13 protein-coding genes are annotated in these 15,246 nt (G+C 74.2%); 2 read left to right on the top strand and 11 right to left on the bottom strand.

Annotated elements, in window-relative coordinates; genetic code table 11:
• Positions 1-18 precede the first annotated feature (18 nt).
• The 6 genes from R2E43_RS19310 to pdhA all read right to left on the bottom strand — a co-directional run bounded on the left by R2E43_RS19310 (position 19) and on the right by pdhA (position 7,290).
• Entirely contained in the window at positions 19-1,116 is a 1,098-nt protein-coding gene (locus tag R2E43_RS19310; protein ID WP_003975108.1) for a potassium channel family protein, read from the bottom strand.
• Positions 1,113-2,510 (bottom strand): molybdopterin-binding protein, encoded by a 1,398-nt coding sequence (locus tag R2E43_RS19305; RefSeq protein ID WP_011029253.1) that lies wholly within the window; start codon positions 2,508-2,510, stop codon positions 1,113-1,115. The genes R2E43_RS19310 and R2E43_RS19305 overlap by 4 nt, the downstream gene beginning before the upstream one ends.
• Positions 2,510-3,520, bottom strand: a complete 1,011-nt coding sequence (locus R2E43_RS19300; protein WP_189283194.1) for an NTP transferase domain-containing protein — start codon at positions 3,518-3,520, stop codon at positions 2,510-2,512. The genes R2E43_RS19305 and R2E43_RS19300 overlap by 1 nt, the downstream gene beginning before the upstream one ends.
• A gap of 124 nt (positions 3,521-3,644) precedes the next feature.
• Positions 3,645-5,123: a dihydrolipoamide acetyltransferase family protein gene (locus R2E43_RS19295; protein WP_003975105.1), complete on the bottom strand. Its 1,479-nt coding sequence runs from the start codon at positions 5,121-5,123 to the stop codon at positions 3,645-3,647.
• Positions 5,123-6,127 carry an alpha-ketoacid dehydrogenase subunit beta gene (locus R2E43_RS19290; RefSeq protein ID WP_011029256.1) on the bottom strand — a complete coding sequence of 335 codons (1,005 nt, stop codon included), beginning with the start codon at positions 6,125-6,127 and terminating at the stop codon, positions 5,123-5,125. The genes R2E43_RS19295 and R2E43_RS19290 overlap by 1 nt, the downstream gene beginning before the upstream one ends.
• On the bottom strand, positions 6,124-7,290 hold the full coding sequence (pdhA, locus tag R2E43_RS19285; RefSeq protein ID WP_003975103.1) for a pyruvate dehydrogenase (acetyl-transferring) E1 component subunit alpha: 1,167 nt from the start codon (positions 7,288-7,290) through the stop codon (positions 6,124-6,126). Before pdhA ends, R2E43_RS19290 begins: the two co-directional genes overlap by 4 nt.
• 190 nt (positions 7,291-7,480) lie before the next feature.
• Between pdhA and R2E43_RS19280 the strand changes: the two genes are divergently transcribed.
• Complete coding sequence (locus R2E43_RS19280) at positions 7,481-7,993, top strand: Lrp/AsnC family transcriptional regulator (protein WP_003975102.1); 513 nt, start codon at positions 7,481-7,483, stop codon at positions 7,991-7,993.
• 38 nt (positions 7,994-8,031) lie between these two features.
• Here the strand turns inward: R2E43_RS19280 and R2E43_RS19275 are convergent, their stop codons facing one another.
• Together R2E43_RS19275 and R2E43_RS19270 are read right to left on the bottom strand one after the other, a co-directional pair.
• Positions 8,032-8,661 carry a TetR/AcrR family transcriptional regulator gene (locus R2E43_RS19275; RefSeq protein ID WP_003975101.1) on the bottom strand — a complete coding sequence of 210 codons (630 nt, stop codon included), beginning with the start codon at positions 8,659-8,661 and terminating at the stop codon, positions 8,032-8,034.
• The gene (locus R2E43_RS19270; RefSeq protein ID WP_011029259.1) at positions 8,658-10,172 is read right to left on the bottom strand and encodes a 3-hydroxyacyl-CoA dehydrogenase; all 1,515 of its coding nucleotides are present in this window, start codon (positions 10,170-10,172) and stop codon (positions 8,658-8,660) included. Before R2E43_RS19270 ends, R2E43_RS19275 begins: the two co-directional genes overlap by 4 nt.
• 158 nt (positions 10,173-10,330) lie before the next feature.
• Between R2E43_RS19270 and paaN the strand changes: the two genes are divergently transcribed.
• On the top strand, positions 10,331-12,022 hold the full coding sequence (gene paaN / locus R2E43_RS19265; protein WP_332056403.1) for a phenylacetic acid degradation protein PaaN: 1,692 nt from the start codon (positions 10,331-10,333) through the stop codon (positions 12,020-12,022).
• Positions 12,023-12,032: 10 nt separating this feature from the next.
• Here paaN and R2E43_RS19260 read toward each other — a convergent pair whose 3' ends face one another.
• Genes R2E43_RS19260 through R2E43_RS39010 form a run of 3 tightly spaced genes read right to left on the bottom strand, consistent with a single transcriptional unit; the run spans position 12,033 to position 14,781 of the window.
• Complete coding sequence (locus R2E43_RS19260) at positions 12,033-12,830, bottom strand: TrmH family RNA methyltransferase (protein ID WP_332056402.1); 798 nt, start codon at positions 12,828-12,830, stop codon at positions 12,033-12,035.
• Positions 12,827-14,137 carry an HTTM domain-containing protein gene (locus tag R2E43_RS19255; RefSeq protein ID WP_189283199.1) on the bottom strand — a complete coding sequence of 437 codons (1,311 nt, stop codon included), beginning with the start codon at positions 14,135-14,137 and terminating at the stop codon, positions 12,827-12,829. Before R2E43_RS19255 ends, R2E43_RS19260 begins: the two co-directional genes overlap by 4 nt.
• A complete protein-coding gene (locus R2E43_RS39010; protein ID WP_398650880.1) occupies positions 14,134-14,781 on the bottom strand; it encodes a DUF5819 family protein in 648 nt (215 codons plus the stop codon). The genes R2E43_RS19255 and R2E43_RS39010 overlap by 4 nt, the downstream gene beginning before the upstream one ends.
• Between the last annotated feature and the right edge of the window lie 465 nt (positions 14,782-15,246).

The following is a 15,246-nucleotide window of genomic DNA, read 5'->3' as shown; positions in this document are numbered from 1 at the left end:
CGGGCCGTGCGGAGCGGTTCAGTCGCGGGGGAGCGGGCGGGCGTCCGGCGCCACATGGGTGGCCGGCGTCGCCCGTACGATCGTGATCAGGCGGTCCGCCAGCTCCAGCCCGCCCACGGCCGGGTCGTCGTAGCCCAGGACCCGGTGCCCGCGCAGCACGCTCACCACCAGATCGTCCATCTCCCGGGGGTGCTTGCCCACCTCGGCCTTTATGACCGGCCGTTCGACGAGGTCGAGTCCGCTGCCCTGGCTGATCAGGTCCTCCATGACCATGCCGGCGGCGGGGCTGAGCACGGAGAGCCCGAGCAGCCGCCCCGCGGCACTGGCGCTGGTGATCACGGCGTCGGCGCCGGACTGCTTCAGCAGCGGTGCGTTCTCCTCCTCGCGGACCGCGACCACGATCTTCGCCCCGCGGTTGAGCTGCCGGGCCGTCAGCGTGACCAGGACGGCCGTGTCGTCGCGCTGGGTGGCGATGATGATCTGCTTCGCCCGGTACGCCTCGGCCCGGTTGAGTACGTCGCTGCGGGTCGCGTCCCCCACCACACCCGCGTAGCCGTGGGCCGTCGCGGCCTCGATGGCCTTGCCGCTCGGGTCGACCACGACCACCTGGTCCTTGCGCAGCCCGGTCGCGCAGACGGTCTGGATCGCCGACCGCCCCTTGGTTCCGAAGCCGACGACGACGGTGTGATCCCGCAAGGCGGACCTCCAGCGGTTCAGGCGCCACTCCTCCCGAGTGCGCTCGGTGAGGGCTTCCAGCGTGGTGCCGACCAGGATGATCAGGAAGAGCACGCGCAGGGGCGTGATGACGAAGATGTTGGTCAGCCGGGCGGCGTCGCTGACGGGCGTGATGTCACCGTATCCGGTGGTGGAGAGGGTGACGGTGGCGTAGTAGAAGGAGTCGAGCAGGTCGACGGAACCGTCGGAGTTGTCGGTGTAGCCGTCGTGGTCCGCGTACACGATGACGGCCGTCACCACGAGGACCAGCAGGGCGATGGACAGTCGTTTGGCGACCTGCCGGAACGGGTGCTCCACCAGTTTCCTGGGGAGCTTCACCTTGTAGGTCACGAAGTGTTCGTCCGCCTGCCGCGCGATGGCGTCCTGGCCCGGAAGTTTCACGTGAAACACACCCCGATTCCGCCGGTGGCCCAGGGCAGGTCGAGCAGCTCGGCCTCCTGACCCGACCGCGCGCCGCCCGGGGGGACGACGGCCAGGGCGTCGGCGGCCGCGATACCGCGCAGCATCGCCGGACCGTTGTAGCGCAGCGGCACGGCCCCCTCGCCGCGCAGCACGACGGGCACGAGCCGGGTGTCGTGCGGGTGCCCGTGCACCGCGTCCCGCAGCGGCAGCGTGTACGGCTCTGGCGCCGGGCGGGCGGCGAGCGTGCGCAGCAGCGGTTCGGCGAGGGTGAGCAGTCCGGAGACGGCGGCGAGGGGGTTGCCGGGCAGCCCGACGAGGTGCTGGTCGTCCTTGAGGCGGGCCAGCAGCATGGGGTGTCCGGGGCGGGCCTTGACGCCGTCCACGAGGAGTTCGGCGCCGATGCGGCGCAGGGTCGGGTGGACGTGGTCGACCGGGCCGGCGGCGGTGCCGCCGGTCGTGACGATCAGGTCGGCCTCGGAGGTCGTGACGGCGCGGTGCAGGGCCTTGGCGTCGTCGCCGATCCGGCGGACGGTGCGGACCTCGGCACCGAGGGCGCGCAGCCAGGGCGGCAGCATCGGGCCGAGCGCGTCGCGGATGAGGCCGTCGTGCGGGAGCCCCTGGGTGAGCAGCTCGTCTCCGAGGACGAGGACATCGACGCGGGGGCGGGGGACCGCGGTGAGCGTGTCGTATCCGGCGGCCGCCGCCAGCCCCAGGACCGCCGGGGTCGCGAGGGTGCCGACGGGCAGCAGCTGGTCGCCGCTGCGGCACTCCTGGCCGCGGGGGCGGATGTCCTGGCCGTGGACGACCTCGCGGGTGGGGTGCAGGCGTCCGCGTTCGTCGGAGCGGCCGTGCTCGGTGCGCAGGACGGCGGTGGTGTCCGGGGGGATCCGCGCGCCGGTGGCGATACGGACGGCCTCGCCGTCGATGAGGGGCGCGGGCGCCGCGTGGCCGGCCAGAACCCCCTCGTCGCGCACCGCCCAGGGGCCCGGTCCGGCGACCGCCCAGCCGTCCATCGCGGAGGTGTCGAAGGAGGGCAGGTCGGTGAGGGCGGCCAGGGGTGCGGCCAGCGTGAGGCCGAGGGCCGCGTCGAGGGGCACGGCGACGGGGGTCCGGCGGGCGGCACGGGCGGCGGTGCGGGCGGCACGCTCGGCGGTCGCCCGGGCCTCGGGCCAGGGGGTGGTCTGGTGGTGGGCGTCCGCCGGGTGGTGCGGGGCGGGCGCGCCGTGGCCGCCGTGGCTGTCGCGTCGTCCGTGACTGCCGTGACTGCCGTTGTCGTGACTGCCGTGGCCGGGGGTCTCCCTCACGAGGGCGAGCGCCTCCTCGACGTCGAGGTCCTCGGCGTCCGCGTCGGCCCGCGTGCCGGGGGAGGTCATCAGGCGTCCGGACGGGTGTCGGGGGTGGCGTCGGGCGCCACGTCGGGCTTGCCCCGCGCGGGGGCGGACCCGGTGTCGGCGGCCTCCTCCGCCCAGCGCTGGGCGAGGGCGGCGGCCTTGCGGGCGGTCTCGGCGACGGCCTCGGGCCCTCCTCCGGCCCGCCCGGCCGCGTAGCCGACGAGGAAGGTGGTCAGCGGGGCGGCCGGCCGGGCCACCCCGTGGGCGGCGTCGCGCGCGAGATCGAGCAGGATCCCGGTGTCGACGTCCAGGTCAATGCCCAACTCGTCCTTGGCTGCGGAAATCCATTCATCCAACACGTGACCATGCTCCCTGATGCGTGCCCTTGCGGTGGCGAGGTCGTCCCAGGTGTCGCAGTCGAAGGCGGCGACGGCGTCCGGGACTCGGGTGAGGCGCAGAGCGCCGGTCAGGCGGCGCAGCGGCAGCCCGGTCAGTTGGGCCCCGTCCGCCCGTTCGCCCCGGCCGGCGCGGTCCCGTGCGAGGGCGGCCAGTTCCCGGCGCAGCGCCGGCGCGCGGTAGGCGGCGACGAGAGGCTGGTCGCGGCCGTCGGCGTCGGTGAGCAGCACCCCGTCGGCGTCGCCCGCGGCGAGGGCGGACAGCAGCCGCCCCACGGTCGGTCCGGCCAGGAACGGCAGGTCGGCGGAGGCCACGAGGACGTACTCCGCCGTGGTGTGCCGGAGTCCGGCGGCGAGGGCGGCGAGCGGTCCGCCGCCCGGCGGGTCCTCGCGCGCCCAGGTCACGGGGCGCGCGGTGGGCCGGGGATCGGCGACGACGACGGTCCTCCGCGCTCCGGCGCAGGCGGCGAGCACCCGGTCGAGGAGAGGGCGGCCGCCCACCCGCAGACCGGGTTTGTCCGCGCCCCCGAGCCGCCGGGCGGCCCCGCCGGCGAGCACGACGGCGTCGTACCCGGCGCGGCCGGGTCCCGTCGGCCCGGGATCCGGCGCGGGGTCGGTGCCGGCGTCTGGGTCGCCGGGGGGCTCGTACGCGGTCACCCCCCGAGTATGGGGCCCTGCGCGATCACAGGGAACGCAGGGGAGCCCGCGTGATCGGCGGGTGTGCGGACACACCGTCACCTTGCGGGCGTCGCCGCCCCGGTCACAGGCGTCGTCGCCCCGGTCACAGGGTCCGCAGCAGCACCGCCGGCTGTTCCACGCAATCCGCCACGTACCGCAGGAAACCGCCTGCCGTACCGCCGTCGCACACCCGGTGGTCGAAGGTGAGCGAGAGCTGGACGACCTGACGCACCGCCAACTCGCCCTCGTGCACCCACGGCTTGGGGACGATGCGGCCGACGCCGAGCATGGCAGCCTCGGGGTGGTTGATGATCGGCGTGGAGCCGTCGACGCCGAACACGCCGTAGTTGTTCAGCGTGAAGGTGCCGCCGGTCAGCTCGCCCGGCGTCAGCCGGCCCGCGCGGGCCGCCTCGGTCAGCCGGGCGAACTCCGCGGTGAGCGCTTCGGCGTCCCGCGTGTGGGCGTCCCGGACGACGGGCACGACCAGGCCCCGGTCCGTCTGGGCGGCGAAGCCGAGGTGGACCCGGTCGAGCCGGACGATCTCCCGGGCGTCGGTGTCGACCGTCGAGTTCAGCTCCGGGAAGCGGGCCAGGGCGGCCGTGCAGATCCGGGCCAGCAGGGCGACCAGGGAGATCTTCGGGCCGCCGGACGCGTTCATCGCGGTGCGCGCCCGCATCAGCTCGGTCGCGTCGGCGTCCACCCAGCAGGTCGCGTCCGGGATCTCGCGCCGGCTGCGGGAGAGCTTGTCGGCGACGGCTCCGCGCACGCCCTTGAGGGGGACGCGGGTGCCGTCGGAGCGCGGGGCGGAGGACACGGCGGCGGGCGCGGCATCCGGCACCCGGCCCGTCCCGGCCTCGGGATCCGCCGTACGACCGCCCTGTGCGGCGGCGGCACGCAGCGCGTACTCGACGTCCGCGCGCAGGATCAGCCCGTCCGGTCCCGAACCGGTCAGCTCACGCAGGTCCAGGTCGTGCTGCCGGGCCAGCCTGCGCACCAGCGGGGAGATGACCGGGACGGGTCCGTCGGCCGGCTCGGCGGTGCGCACCGGTCCGTCCACCGCACCGGCGCCGCGGACCCGGCCGTTCGCCCGCCCGGACGCGCCGGTGGCGGCCTGGTGCCCGGGCCGCACCCTGCGCCGCCGCGCGGGCGCCTCGGAGGTGCCGTAGCCGACCAGGACGTTCCCGGAGCCCTCCGCCTTCGTCTCCGCGGCGGGGGACGTCTCGGCGGCCGCCGCCGCGGCGGGTGTCCCGGCGACCGGTGTCCCGGCGGCACCGGCATCCGTCCCGGAGTCCCGCGCCGGGCCGTCGGCGGCCGCTCCGCCGCCGCCCACCGTCACGGTCACCAGCGGCGCCCCCACGGGCAGCTCGGTGCCCTCCTCGCCGAAGCGGGCGGTGACCACACCGCCGTAGGGGCAGGGCACCTCGACCATCGCCTTGGCCGTCTCGACCTCGACCACCGGCTGGTCCACGGCGACCACGTCGCCGACCTCGACCAGCCAGCGCACGATCTCCGCCTCGGTGAGCCCCTCGCCGAGGTCGGGCAGCTTGAACTCCAGAACATGCCCGTCAGAAGCGTGTGCCATCAGCTTTCGGCCTCCCACTGCAGGCGCCCCACGGCGTCCAGGATCCGGTCCACACCGGGCAGGTGGTGACGCTCCAGCATCGGCGGAGGATACGGGATGTCGAACCCGGCCACACGCAGCACCGGTGCCTCCAGGTGGTGGAAGCAGCGCTCCGTGACCCGGGCCGCGATCTCCCCGCCCGGGCCCCCGAAGGAGCCCGACTCGTGGACGACGACCGCGCGTCCCGTCCGCCGCACCGAAGCGCACACCGTCTCGTCGTCGAACGGCACCAGGGAGCGCAGATCGACGACTTCGAGGTCCCACCCCTCGGCCCGGGCCGCCTCGGCCGCCTCCATGCAGACGGCCAGCGACGGTCCGTACGTGATGAGCGTGGCACTCCGGCCGGAGCGCCGCACCACCGCGCGGCCCATCGGCTCAACGGACGCCGGCTCCTCGGGGTTCCACGAGTCCTTCGACCAGTACAGCCGCTTCGGTTCGAGGAAGACCACCGGGTCGTCGGAGGCGATGGACGCGCGCAGCAGCCCGTAGGCGTCGGCGACCGTCGCGGGCGTGACGACATGGAGCCCCGGAGTCGCCATGTAGTACGCCTCGGACGAGTCGCTGTGGTGCTCGACGCCGCCGATGCCGCCCCCGTAGGGGACGCGGATGGTCAGCGGCAGGGGCATCTTCCCGCGGGTGCGGTTGCGCATCTTGGTGACATGACTGACGACCTGCTCGAACGCCGGGTAGGCGAAGGCGTCGAACTGCATCTCGACGACCGGGCGCAGCCCGTACATCGCCATGCCGACGGCCGTGCCGAGGATGCCGGCCTCGGCGAGCGGGGTGTCCGTGCAGCGGTCCTCGCCGAACTCGGCGGCCAGCCCGTCGGTGACCCGGAAGACGCCGCCGAGGGTGCCGACGTCCTCGCCGAGGACGTGCACGCCCGGGTCGGCGGCCATGGCGTCGCGCAGTGCGCGGGTGAGGGCCTGCGCCATGGTGGCCGGCTTGACGGCGACGGTGGTCATCGACGTCCCCCTTCCGGTGCTCCGGTCTGCCGTGCCGCGGTCTCGGCCTCCGCGGCCAGCTCCGCGCGGAGCTGGTCCCGCTGCTCGCGCAGCTGCGGGGTGGGCTCGGCGTAGACGTGGGCGAACAGCTCCAGGGGGTCCAGCTCGGGGTCCTGGTTCATCCGGGCGCGCAGGTCGGCGGCCATGGTCTCGGCGTCCTCGCGGGCGGCGCGGATGCCGTCCTCGTCGAGCAGGCCGCGCTCGGTCAGCTCCCGCTCCAGCAGCTCGACCGGGTCGTGCCGCCGCCAGGTCTCCACCTCGGCGTCGCCCCGGTAGCGGGTGGCGTCGTCGGCGTTGGTGTGCGCGTCGACGCGGTACGTCACCGCCTCCACCAGGGTGGGACCGCCGCCCGCGCGTGCGTGGCGCACGGCGTCGGACAGGACCTCGTGCACCGCGGCGGCGTCGTTGCCGTCGACCAGGCGGCCGGGCATCCCGTAGCCGACGGCCTTGTGGGCCAGCGACGGGGCGGCGGTCTGCTTGTCGAGCGGGACGGAGATCGCGAAGCCGTTGTTCTGCACGAGGAAGACGACCGGGGCCCGCCAGACGGCGGCGAAGTTCAGCGCCTCGTGGAAGTCGCCCTCGCTGGTGCCGCCGTCGCCGACCATGGCCAGGGCGACCACGTCGTCGCCCTTGAGGCGGGCGGCGTGGGCGAGACCCACGGCGTGCGGCAGCTGGGTGGCCAGCGGCGTGGACAGCGGGGCGACCCGGTGCTCGTAGGGGTCATAGCCGGTGTGCCAGTCGCCGCGCAGCAGGGTGAGGGCCTCGACGGGGTCGACGCCGCGCGAGACGACCGCGAGGGTGTCGCGGTAGCTGGGGAAGAGCCAGTCCCGCTCCTCGAGGGCCAGCGCGGCGGCGATCTCGCACGCCTCCTGGCCGGTGCTGGAGGGGTAGACGGCCAGCCGGCCCTGCTTGGTGAGCGCCGTGGCCTGCGCGTTGTAGCGCCGGCCGCGCACCAGCCGCGCGTACAGCGTGCGCAGCAGCTCGGTGTCGGCGCGGTCCGCGGCCTTGGTGCCGAGGACGCGGTAGGGCTCCGTGTCGGGCAGCAGCGGCGCGGGGTCGGTTCGGGGCTGCCAGGCGGGCGGCGGTGTGGGCCGGTAAGCGCCCCGCTGCTCCATGACCGTCATGACGGCACCTCCTCGTGGGAGACGGCTCCGGGCTCGCCACGGGTGTGACGGGCCTCACCTACCGATTGTTCGGTCGTCGGCACATTTTGGCTACATGCGGCCCCAGGCTGTGGACAAACGGTTCTCCACAGCCTGTGATGGACGCAGTACGTCCATGAGGGGAAGGCGGGGGCGCGTGGCATCTGAACAAATGGCCGACCGGGCCGATCGCCCCGGGGAGGGCGGCGGCCCGGACGAGCCCGGCGCCCCACCGCCCCCGCGCCCGCTGGACGCCATCGACCAGGACATCCTGCGCATGCTCCAGGCGGACGGCCGCGCCTCCATACGGTCGGTCGCGGAGCGGGTGCACGTCTCGCGCGCGAACGCCTACGCACGCATCAACCGGCTCGTCGAGGACGGCGTGATCCGCGGCTTCGGCGCCCGCGTCGACCACGAGCGCGCCGGGCACGGCACCTCGGCGTACATCACCCTGAAGATCGTCCAGAACTCCTGGCGGACGGTCCGCGCCCAGCTGCGGCAGCTGCCCGGGGCCTCGCACATCGCCCTGGTGGGCGGCGACTTCGACGTCCTGCTGCTGGTGCACACGCCGGACAACCGGGCCCTGCGCGAGCTGGTGCTCAGCCGCCTCCAGGCCATCCCCGAGGTGCTCAGCACCCGCACCCTGCTGGTCTTCGAGACGGAGGACCTCGAACCGCAGGGCTGACCGGCGGGCCCGGCCGGCCCCACCCCCCCCCGGGCCGCTCAGGACGCCTTGCGCAGCCCGCCGAACACCAGCCGCGCCACCGCGTCGACCACCTCGCGCTCGCCCGCGCCACTCACGCCACTCGCGCCACTCGCATCACTCCGGCCGTCGGGACCTTCGGGGCGGTACCACTCGACGATCGAGTTGATCATGCCGAAGACGAGGCGGGTCGCGAGCCGCACCTCCACGTCGGCGCGCACGTCCCCCTCGGCCGCCGCGTCCTTCAGCAGGGCGGCGACCCGGTGGTCGAACTCGCGGCGGCGCTCCAGCGCCCACCGCTCGGTGCCGGTGTTGCCGCGCACCCGCAGCAGCAGCGTCACATAGGGCAGCTCGGCCATGAGCACCTCGACCATGCGCCGCACGACGTACTCGAGGCGCTCGGCGGCCGTCCCCACGCGCGCGTGCTCCTCGTCGAGGATCCCGAAGAGCTCGTCCAGGGCCCGGCTCACGGCCCGGCGCAGCAACTCCTCCTTGCCCGTGACGTGGTGGTATATCGACGACTTGGAGATCCCCGCCGCCTTGGACAGGTGCTCCATGGAGGTGCCGTCGTAGCCGCGCTCGATGAAGACCTGCACGGCCACGGACAGCAGCGTCTCGGGCGTGTACGTGTCGCGCTTGGCGGTGGTCATGAGGCTGCACCCTCCCGGTCCTCGGCGGCCTCGGCGTGGCGGTGGAGGGCCAGGGACGGCGCGCAGCGCCCGGACGGTTCCCACTCGTGCACGTCGGCCAGCAGGTAGTAGGCCCAGGTGTCACCGAGCCGACGGCTCCATTCGAAGGGGCCGAGGGGGTAGTTCACACCCAGGCGCATCGCCGTGTCGACGTCCTCGGGGGCAGCCACGCCCTTGGCCACGGCGTCGAACGCCAGGTCGATGATCCGGGCGACGGTCCGGGCCACGATCATCCCGGGGATGTCGCCGATGACGCTGACCTTCTTGCCGAGCGCCTGGAACAGGCCCGTGGCCTCGGACAGGAGGCCCGGACGGACGCCCCGGGACGCGGACAGGGCGATCCGGGTGGCCGCGCGGTAGTCGAGGGCGAGGTCGAAGTGGACGAGGTCCTTCGACACGGGCAGCTGCCCGTCGGTGAGGCTCAGCGTGCCGCCGTCGGGCAGGACGAGCCGTCCCGCGCCGTACCCGTCCTCCGGACGCACCTCGATGCCCGCCTCGCGGATCAGCGCGACCAGCTCGGCGGCCGGTCCCAGGTCCCCCTCGACGACGACGTGAGCGGGCGCCCCGGCCGGTTCGGCGGTGTGCGGCGCGGGGCGGTCGGCGCCGTCGCGGTAGTCGTACCAGCCCTGCCCGCTCTTGCGGCCGAGCCGGCCGGACTCGACCAGGCGGCGCTGGGCCAGGGACGGGGTGAAGCGCACGTCCTGGAAGAACGACTGCCACACGGAGTGCGTGACGGACTCGTTGACGTCCTGGCCGATGAGGTCGGTCAGCTCGAAGGCGCCCATCCTGAAGCCGCCCGACTCGCGCAGCACGGCGTCGACGGTGGCCGGGTCGGCCGCCCGTGCCTCGTACGCCGCGAGGGCCTCGGCGTAGAAGGGCCGGGCGACGCGGTTGACGACGAAGCCGGGGGTGTCGGCGCAGGCCACCGGGGTCTTGCCCCAGGCGCGTGCCGTCTCGTACGCGCGCGTGGCCGACGCCGGGTCGGTGGCGAACCCGGAGACCACCTCCACCAGCGGGAGCAGTGGCGCGGGGTTGAAGAAGTGCAGGCCCACGAAGCGGCCGGGGACGCGCAGTGCGCCGCCGACCGCGGTGACGGACAGGGAGGAGGTGTTGGTGGCGAGCAGGCAGTCGTCGCCCACGACGTCCTCCAGCGCGCGGAACAGCTCCTGCTTGACGTCAAGACGCTCCACGACCGCCTCGACGACGAGGGCGCAGTCGGCCAGTTCGCCGAGGGTCCCGGCGGGCACGAGCCGGGCGCGGGCGGCGTCCCGTTCGGCGCCGGTGAGGCGGTCCTTCTCGACGAGCCGGTCGAGCCGGGCACCGATCGCGTCGGCCGCCTCCCGGGCGCGCCCGTCGACGGCGTCGTACAGCCGCACGGGGTGGCCCGCGACCAGTGCCACCTGGGCGATGCCCTGGCCCATGGTGCCGGTGCCGACGACGGCCACGGGGCTGCTGGGGTCGAGTGCTGTCATGTGCGCGATCCTCCCGCACGGGGTTTTCCACAGATGCGGCGGTCCCCCTTGTCCCGACCGATCGTTCGGTTACTCTAGCCGTGTCCGCCTGTTTCTGCCCAGGTTTCCCCCAGGTCACGACTCGACGGAGAGCTCGTGAGACGAGGAGTTGGTCCCGCATGGCCGCCGAACTCACCGCACACCAGCTGATCGCCCGGCACCGGCCGACCCTGGACCTGGCGCTGGAGACGATCCGCACGCGCGCGTACTGGTCCCCCCACCCCGAGCACCCCAAGGCTTACGGGGAGAACGGCAGCCTGGACACGGCCGCGGGCAAGGCCGCCTTCGACGCCCTGCACGGCACCCGCCTCGACCTCGGCCAGCCCGGCACCGACGGCTGGGTCGGCGGCGAGGTCTCCCCCTACGGCGTCGAGCTGGGCGTGGAGTATCCGCACGCCGACCTCGACGTGCTGCTGCCCGCCATGCGGGCCGGACAGAAGGCGTGGCGGGACGCGGGCGCGGAGCTGCGCGCGATGGTCTGCCTGGAGATCCTCCAGCGGATCGCCGCCCGGACCATGGAGTTCGCCCAGGCCGTCATGCACACCTCGGGGCAGGCCTTCATGATGGCCTTCCAGGCGGGCGGCCCGCACGCCCAGGACCGCGGCATGGAGGCCGTGGCCTACGCGTACGTGGAGCAGTCCCGCACCCCGGAGACGGCGGAGTGGACCAAGCCGCAGGGCAAGCGCGACCCGCTCGCGCTCACCAAGCGCTTCACGCCCGTCCCGCGCGGCATCGGCCTGGTCGTCGGCTGCAACACCTTCCCGACGTGGAACGGCTACCCGGGCCTGTTCGCCTCCCTCGCCACCGGCAACGCGGTCCTGGTCAAGCCCCACCCCCGCGCGGTGCTGCCGCTCGCGCTCACCGTCCAGGTCGCCCGGGACGTCCTCACCGAGGCCGGCTTCGACCCGAACCTGGTCGCGCTGGCCGCCGAGCGCCCCGGCGAGGGCATCGCCAAGACCCTGGCCACCCGCCCGGAGATCCGGATCATCGACTACACCGGCTCCACCGCCTTCGGCGACTGGCTGGAGGCCAACGCCCGCCAGGCCCAGGTGTACACGGAGAAGGCCGGCGTCAACACGGTGATCGTGGAGTCGACCGACGACTACCAGGGCATGCTCGCCAACCTGGCCTTCTCGCTCTCCCTGTACAGCGGCCAGATGTGCACCACCCCGCAGAACCTGCTGATCCCCCGCGACGGCATCCGCACCGACCAGGGCGCCAAGTCCTACGACGAGGTCACCGCCGACCTGGCCCGCGCCGTCGACGGCCTCCTCGGCGACGACGCCCGGGCGAACGCCTTGCTCGGCGCGATCGTCAACCCGGACGTCAAGGCCCGCCTGGAGGCCGCCGCCGGTCTCGGCGAGGTGGCCCTGGCCTCCCGCGAGGTGACCAACCCGGAGTTCCCGGACGCGGTCGTGCGCACCCCGGTGATCGTCAAGCTGGACGGCGCCAAGCCCGAGGACGAGGCCGCCTACACCAGCGAGTGCTTCGGCCCGGTCTCCTTCGCGGTCGCCGTCGACTCCGCCGACCACGCCGTGGAGCTGCTGCGCCGCAGCGTCCGGGAGAAGGGCGCGATGACGGCGGGCGCGTACACGACCGACCCGGAGGTCGAGGAGGCCGTGCAGGAGGTCTGCCTGGACGAGGCGGCCCAGCTCTCCCTGAACCTCACCGGCGGGGTGTACGTCAACCAGACGGCCGCCTTCTCCGACTTCCACGGCTCCGGCGGCAACCCGGCGGCCAACGCGGCTCTGTGCGACGGCGCGTTCGTCGCCAACCGCTTCCGGGTGGTGGAGGTCCGCCGCCCGGCCTGAGACAGGGACCCTAGGGCACCCGCGGTGCGCCCCCGCCGGCGCTCCAGTGGTACAGCGTCATGGCCACACTGGTCGCGAGGTTGTAGCTGGACACCTGGGGGCGCATCGGCAGCGCCACCAGACGGTCGGCCCGCGCGCGCAGCTCGGGTGTGAGCCCGCTGCGCTCGGAGCCGAACGCGAGCAGCGCGTCGTCCGGCAGCTCCAGTCCCCGGATGTCCTCGCCCTCCGGGTCCAGCGCGAACAGCGGTCCCGGCGGCAGCCCGGCGACCTCCAGCCGCTCCACCACGGTCGCGAAGTGCAGCCCCGCCCCGCCGCGCACCACCGTGGGGTGCCAGGGGTCGAGCGTGCCGGTGGTGACCACACCGGTCGCGCCGAAACCGGCGGCCAGCCGGATCACCGCCCCCGCGTTGCCGAGGTTGCGCGGCTGGTCGAGGACCACGACGGGGGCGCGGCGGGGCGTGCGCGCCAGCGCCTCCAGCCCGGCCGCCCGCGAGGGCCGTACGGCCAGCGCGGCCACCGCCGTGGGGTGCGGCCGCGCGACGAGCGACGCGTACACCTCCCGCGACACCTCGGTCAACAGCCCCGCCAGCACCTCGCGCACGTCCGGCGCCAGCTCGCCGGCGAGGGCCAGGGCACCGGCGCGGTCGCTCGTGACCGCCACCGGCACCTCGGCGCCGAAGCGCAGCGCGTGCTTGAGGGCGTGGAAACCGTCCAGCAGCACGCACCGGCCGGCGTTCCGGTGCCAGGCGGCCGGCGGGCCGCAGTCGGGTCCGGGATCTGGTCCGGGGTCTGGTCCGGGGTCGGTCATGCCCGGAAGCCTACGTGCGTGGGGTCGGCGTCCTTCCCGTCCACCGCGCCCGTACCGGCCACCGACCCCCCGGCCTCCCGGGCCCGCGGCCCGGGCACCGTCGCCGTACGACCGGACCCGTCCCCGCGCCCGCCCCCGTCCGGTGCCTTTGCCAGGCCCCCCGAGGGCCCGCGGCCGAACAGCCTGCCACGCGCGCGTGCCGCCCAGCCGCCCAGCCGGCGCAGGAACGAGGTGGGCAGGAAGACCGCGTCGGCGGCGATCATCGCCAGCGAGAAGAACGGCAGCCCGAGCGTCACGGCGATCACCGCGTGCTCGATCATCATCGCGGCGAGCAGCACGTTCTTGACCCGCCGGTTGAACAGCGTGAACGGGAAGGCGACCTGGACCGCGACCGTGCCGTACGTGATGAGCATGACCATCGTGCCGCTGGCGGCCAGCGCGTCGGAGAGGGCGGGCCACGGTGAGAAGTAGTCCAGGTGCAGCGGGTAGTAGACGGCCGTGCCGTCCTGCCAGCGGGAACCCTGGATCTTGTACCAGCCGGCCGTCGCGTAGATCAGACAGGCCTCGGCCATGATCACGACCAGCGCGCCGTTGTGCACGATGTTGGTGACCACGTCGAGCAGGATCCGCGGCTGACTGCCCTCTCCGCCCCGCCCCACGGCCCACCACAGGCCCAGCGCGACCCACACCGCCCACAGCAGCGCCGGGACGAACCAGTCGCCGTCGAGACCGCCCGCCAGCGTCACCGTGAGCAGCAGGAACCCCAGGGCGCACCACAGCACCGGCCCGACCCGGTCCTCGACCCGCTCGCCACGCGCGCGTGCCGCCGCCGCGCGCCGGGCACGGCGGGCGTCCAGCGACCACACCCGGCCGCACCGGGTGAGGACCAGGTAGATGCTCATCAGGTGCACGACGTTGTCGCCGCCGTCCCCCATGAAGACGCTGCGGTTCTGCAGCGAGAGCACGCCGACCATGAACAGCACGGACATGGTCCGGGTGCGCCAGCCCAGCAGGAGCAGCACGCTGCTCAGCACGGCCACCGCGTAGACGATCTCGAACCAGGCCCGCCCGTCCGACCACATCAACGCCGTGAAGGCGCCGTTGTCCGAGAGCAACTGCTCGGCGAGATCGTGGCTCCAGGGCCCGTCGGGGCCGTACAGCTCGTTCCGGTGGGGCAGTTCGCGCAGCAGGAAGAGCAGCCAGGTGGCGCTGAAACCGATGCGGATCACGGCCGTCTGGTACGGGCCGAGCGCGGCACCCGTGACGCGGGCGATGCCGCGGGAGACGGAGAGGACGGCGGCGTTCACGCGGCGCCCCCTTCCTGCGCGGCCTGCCCGGACTTCCCGGACTTCCCGGCCCTGCTGCCCCGGTTCTCCGCGGCCACGGACCACCAGGGCAGCTCGCGGACGGTCGGACGGTCGGAGACCTTCTCACCGCTCCACGGGGGCGGCTCCACGTTGGTCGTGCGGGAACGGTACTGGACGCGCTCGACGACGTCCCCGGGTCCGGCGGCACCGCCACGGTCCAGGCGCAGGAGCGCGATGCGCCGCAGATACGTCTCGGAGAGCGTGCCCCGCACTCCCACCGGGCGGTCCTCGGAGTCGTGGCTGGCGACGAAGAAGTCCCAGGCCCGGCGCAGTTCGTTCTGCTGGGTGTGGCTCGGCAGCGGATTGCCGTCGATGGCCCGGCCGTCCTCGGCCGACAGGTCGTACCAGCGGGTCGTCCGTATCTCGCCGTCCGCCGTGCTGACCTCCGCCCGGAGCTGGACGGAGACGTTCTGCTGGAGGGGGTTGGGAGCGAAGAGCTTCCAGTTCTGCTCGAACTCGGGGAAGACCCACTCGTCCACCACGGAACCGTGCTGCTTGGTCAGGGTGTTGGACGGGGCCACGTGCAGGAACACCAGGCCTATGTGGGCACAGACGGCGACCGCGACCACCGCCAGGGCGACCACGGCACCGACCTGGTAACGCGGGGAGAGCGCGGCGACCCCGGTGGGCCCGGTGACCGCGGTGGGCCCGGTGGCAAGCAGGGCACCGGCGGGTCCGGCATCCTCGCAGGTGGCGACCCCAGCGGCCCCAGCGGCCCCATCGGCTACGGCGGCCTGGACGTCCGCGGAGGTCCCTACGGGTCCGGAAGCCCCCGCCGCCGCCCCGACAGCACCGGCCCGCTCGACAGCCGCGGCGCGCTCAGCGGGCTCGGCAGCCCCGGCGGGTTCGGCAGTTTCGGTAGCCCCGGCGGGTTCGGCGGCCGTCTCACCGGTCCCCTCCCGCCCCGCTTCACCGCCCGGACGGCCCTGCCCTTGCCCTTGCCCTTGCCCTTGCCCTTGCCCTTGCCCTTGCCCTTGCCCTTGCCCCTGACCTTGCCGGGCGTCCGAGCCCTTGTCGTACGCGTCCATTCCGCCCCGTTCGGTCCCGAT

Source organism: Streptomyces violaceoruber, assembly GCF_033406955.1.
GTDB classification, from domain to species: Bacteria; Actinomycetota; Actinomycetes; order Streptomycetales; family Streptomycetaceae; genus Streptomyces; species Streptomyces violaceoruber.
The sequence above is the reverse complement of the archived record's forward strand: the minus strand, read 5'-3'. Positions and strand labels throughout refer to the sequence as shown.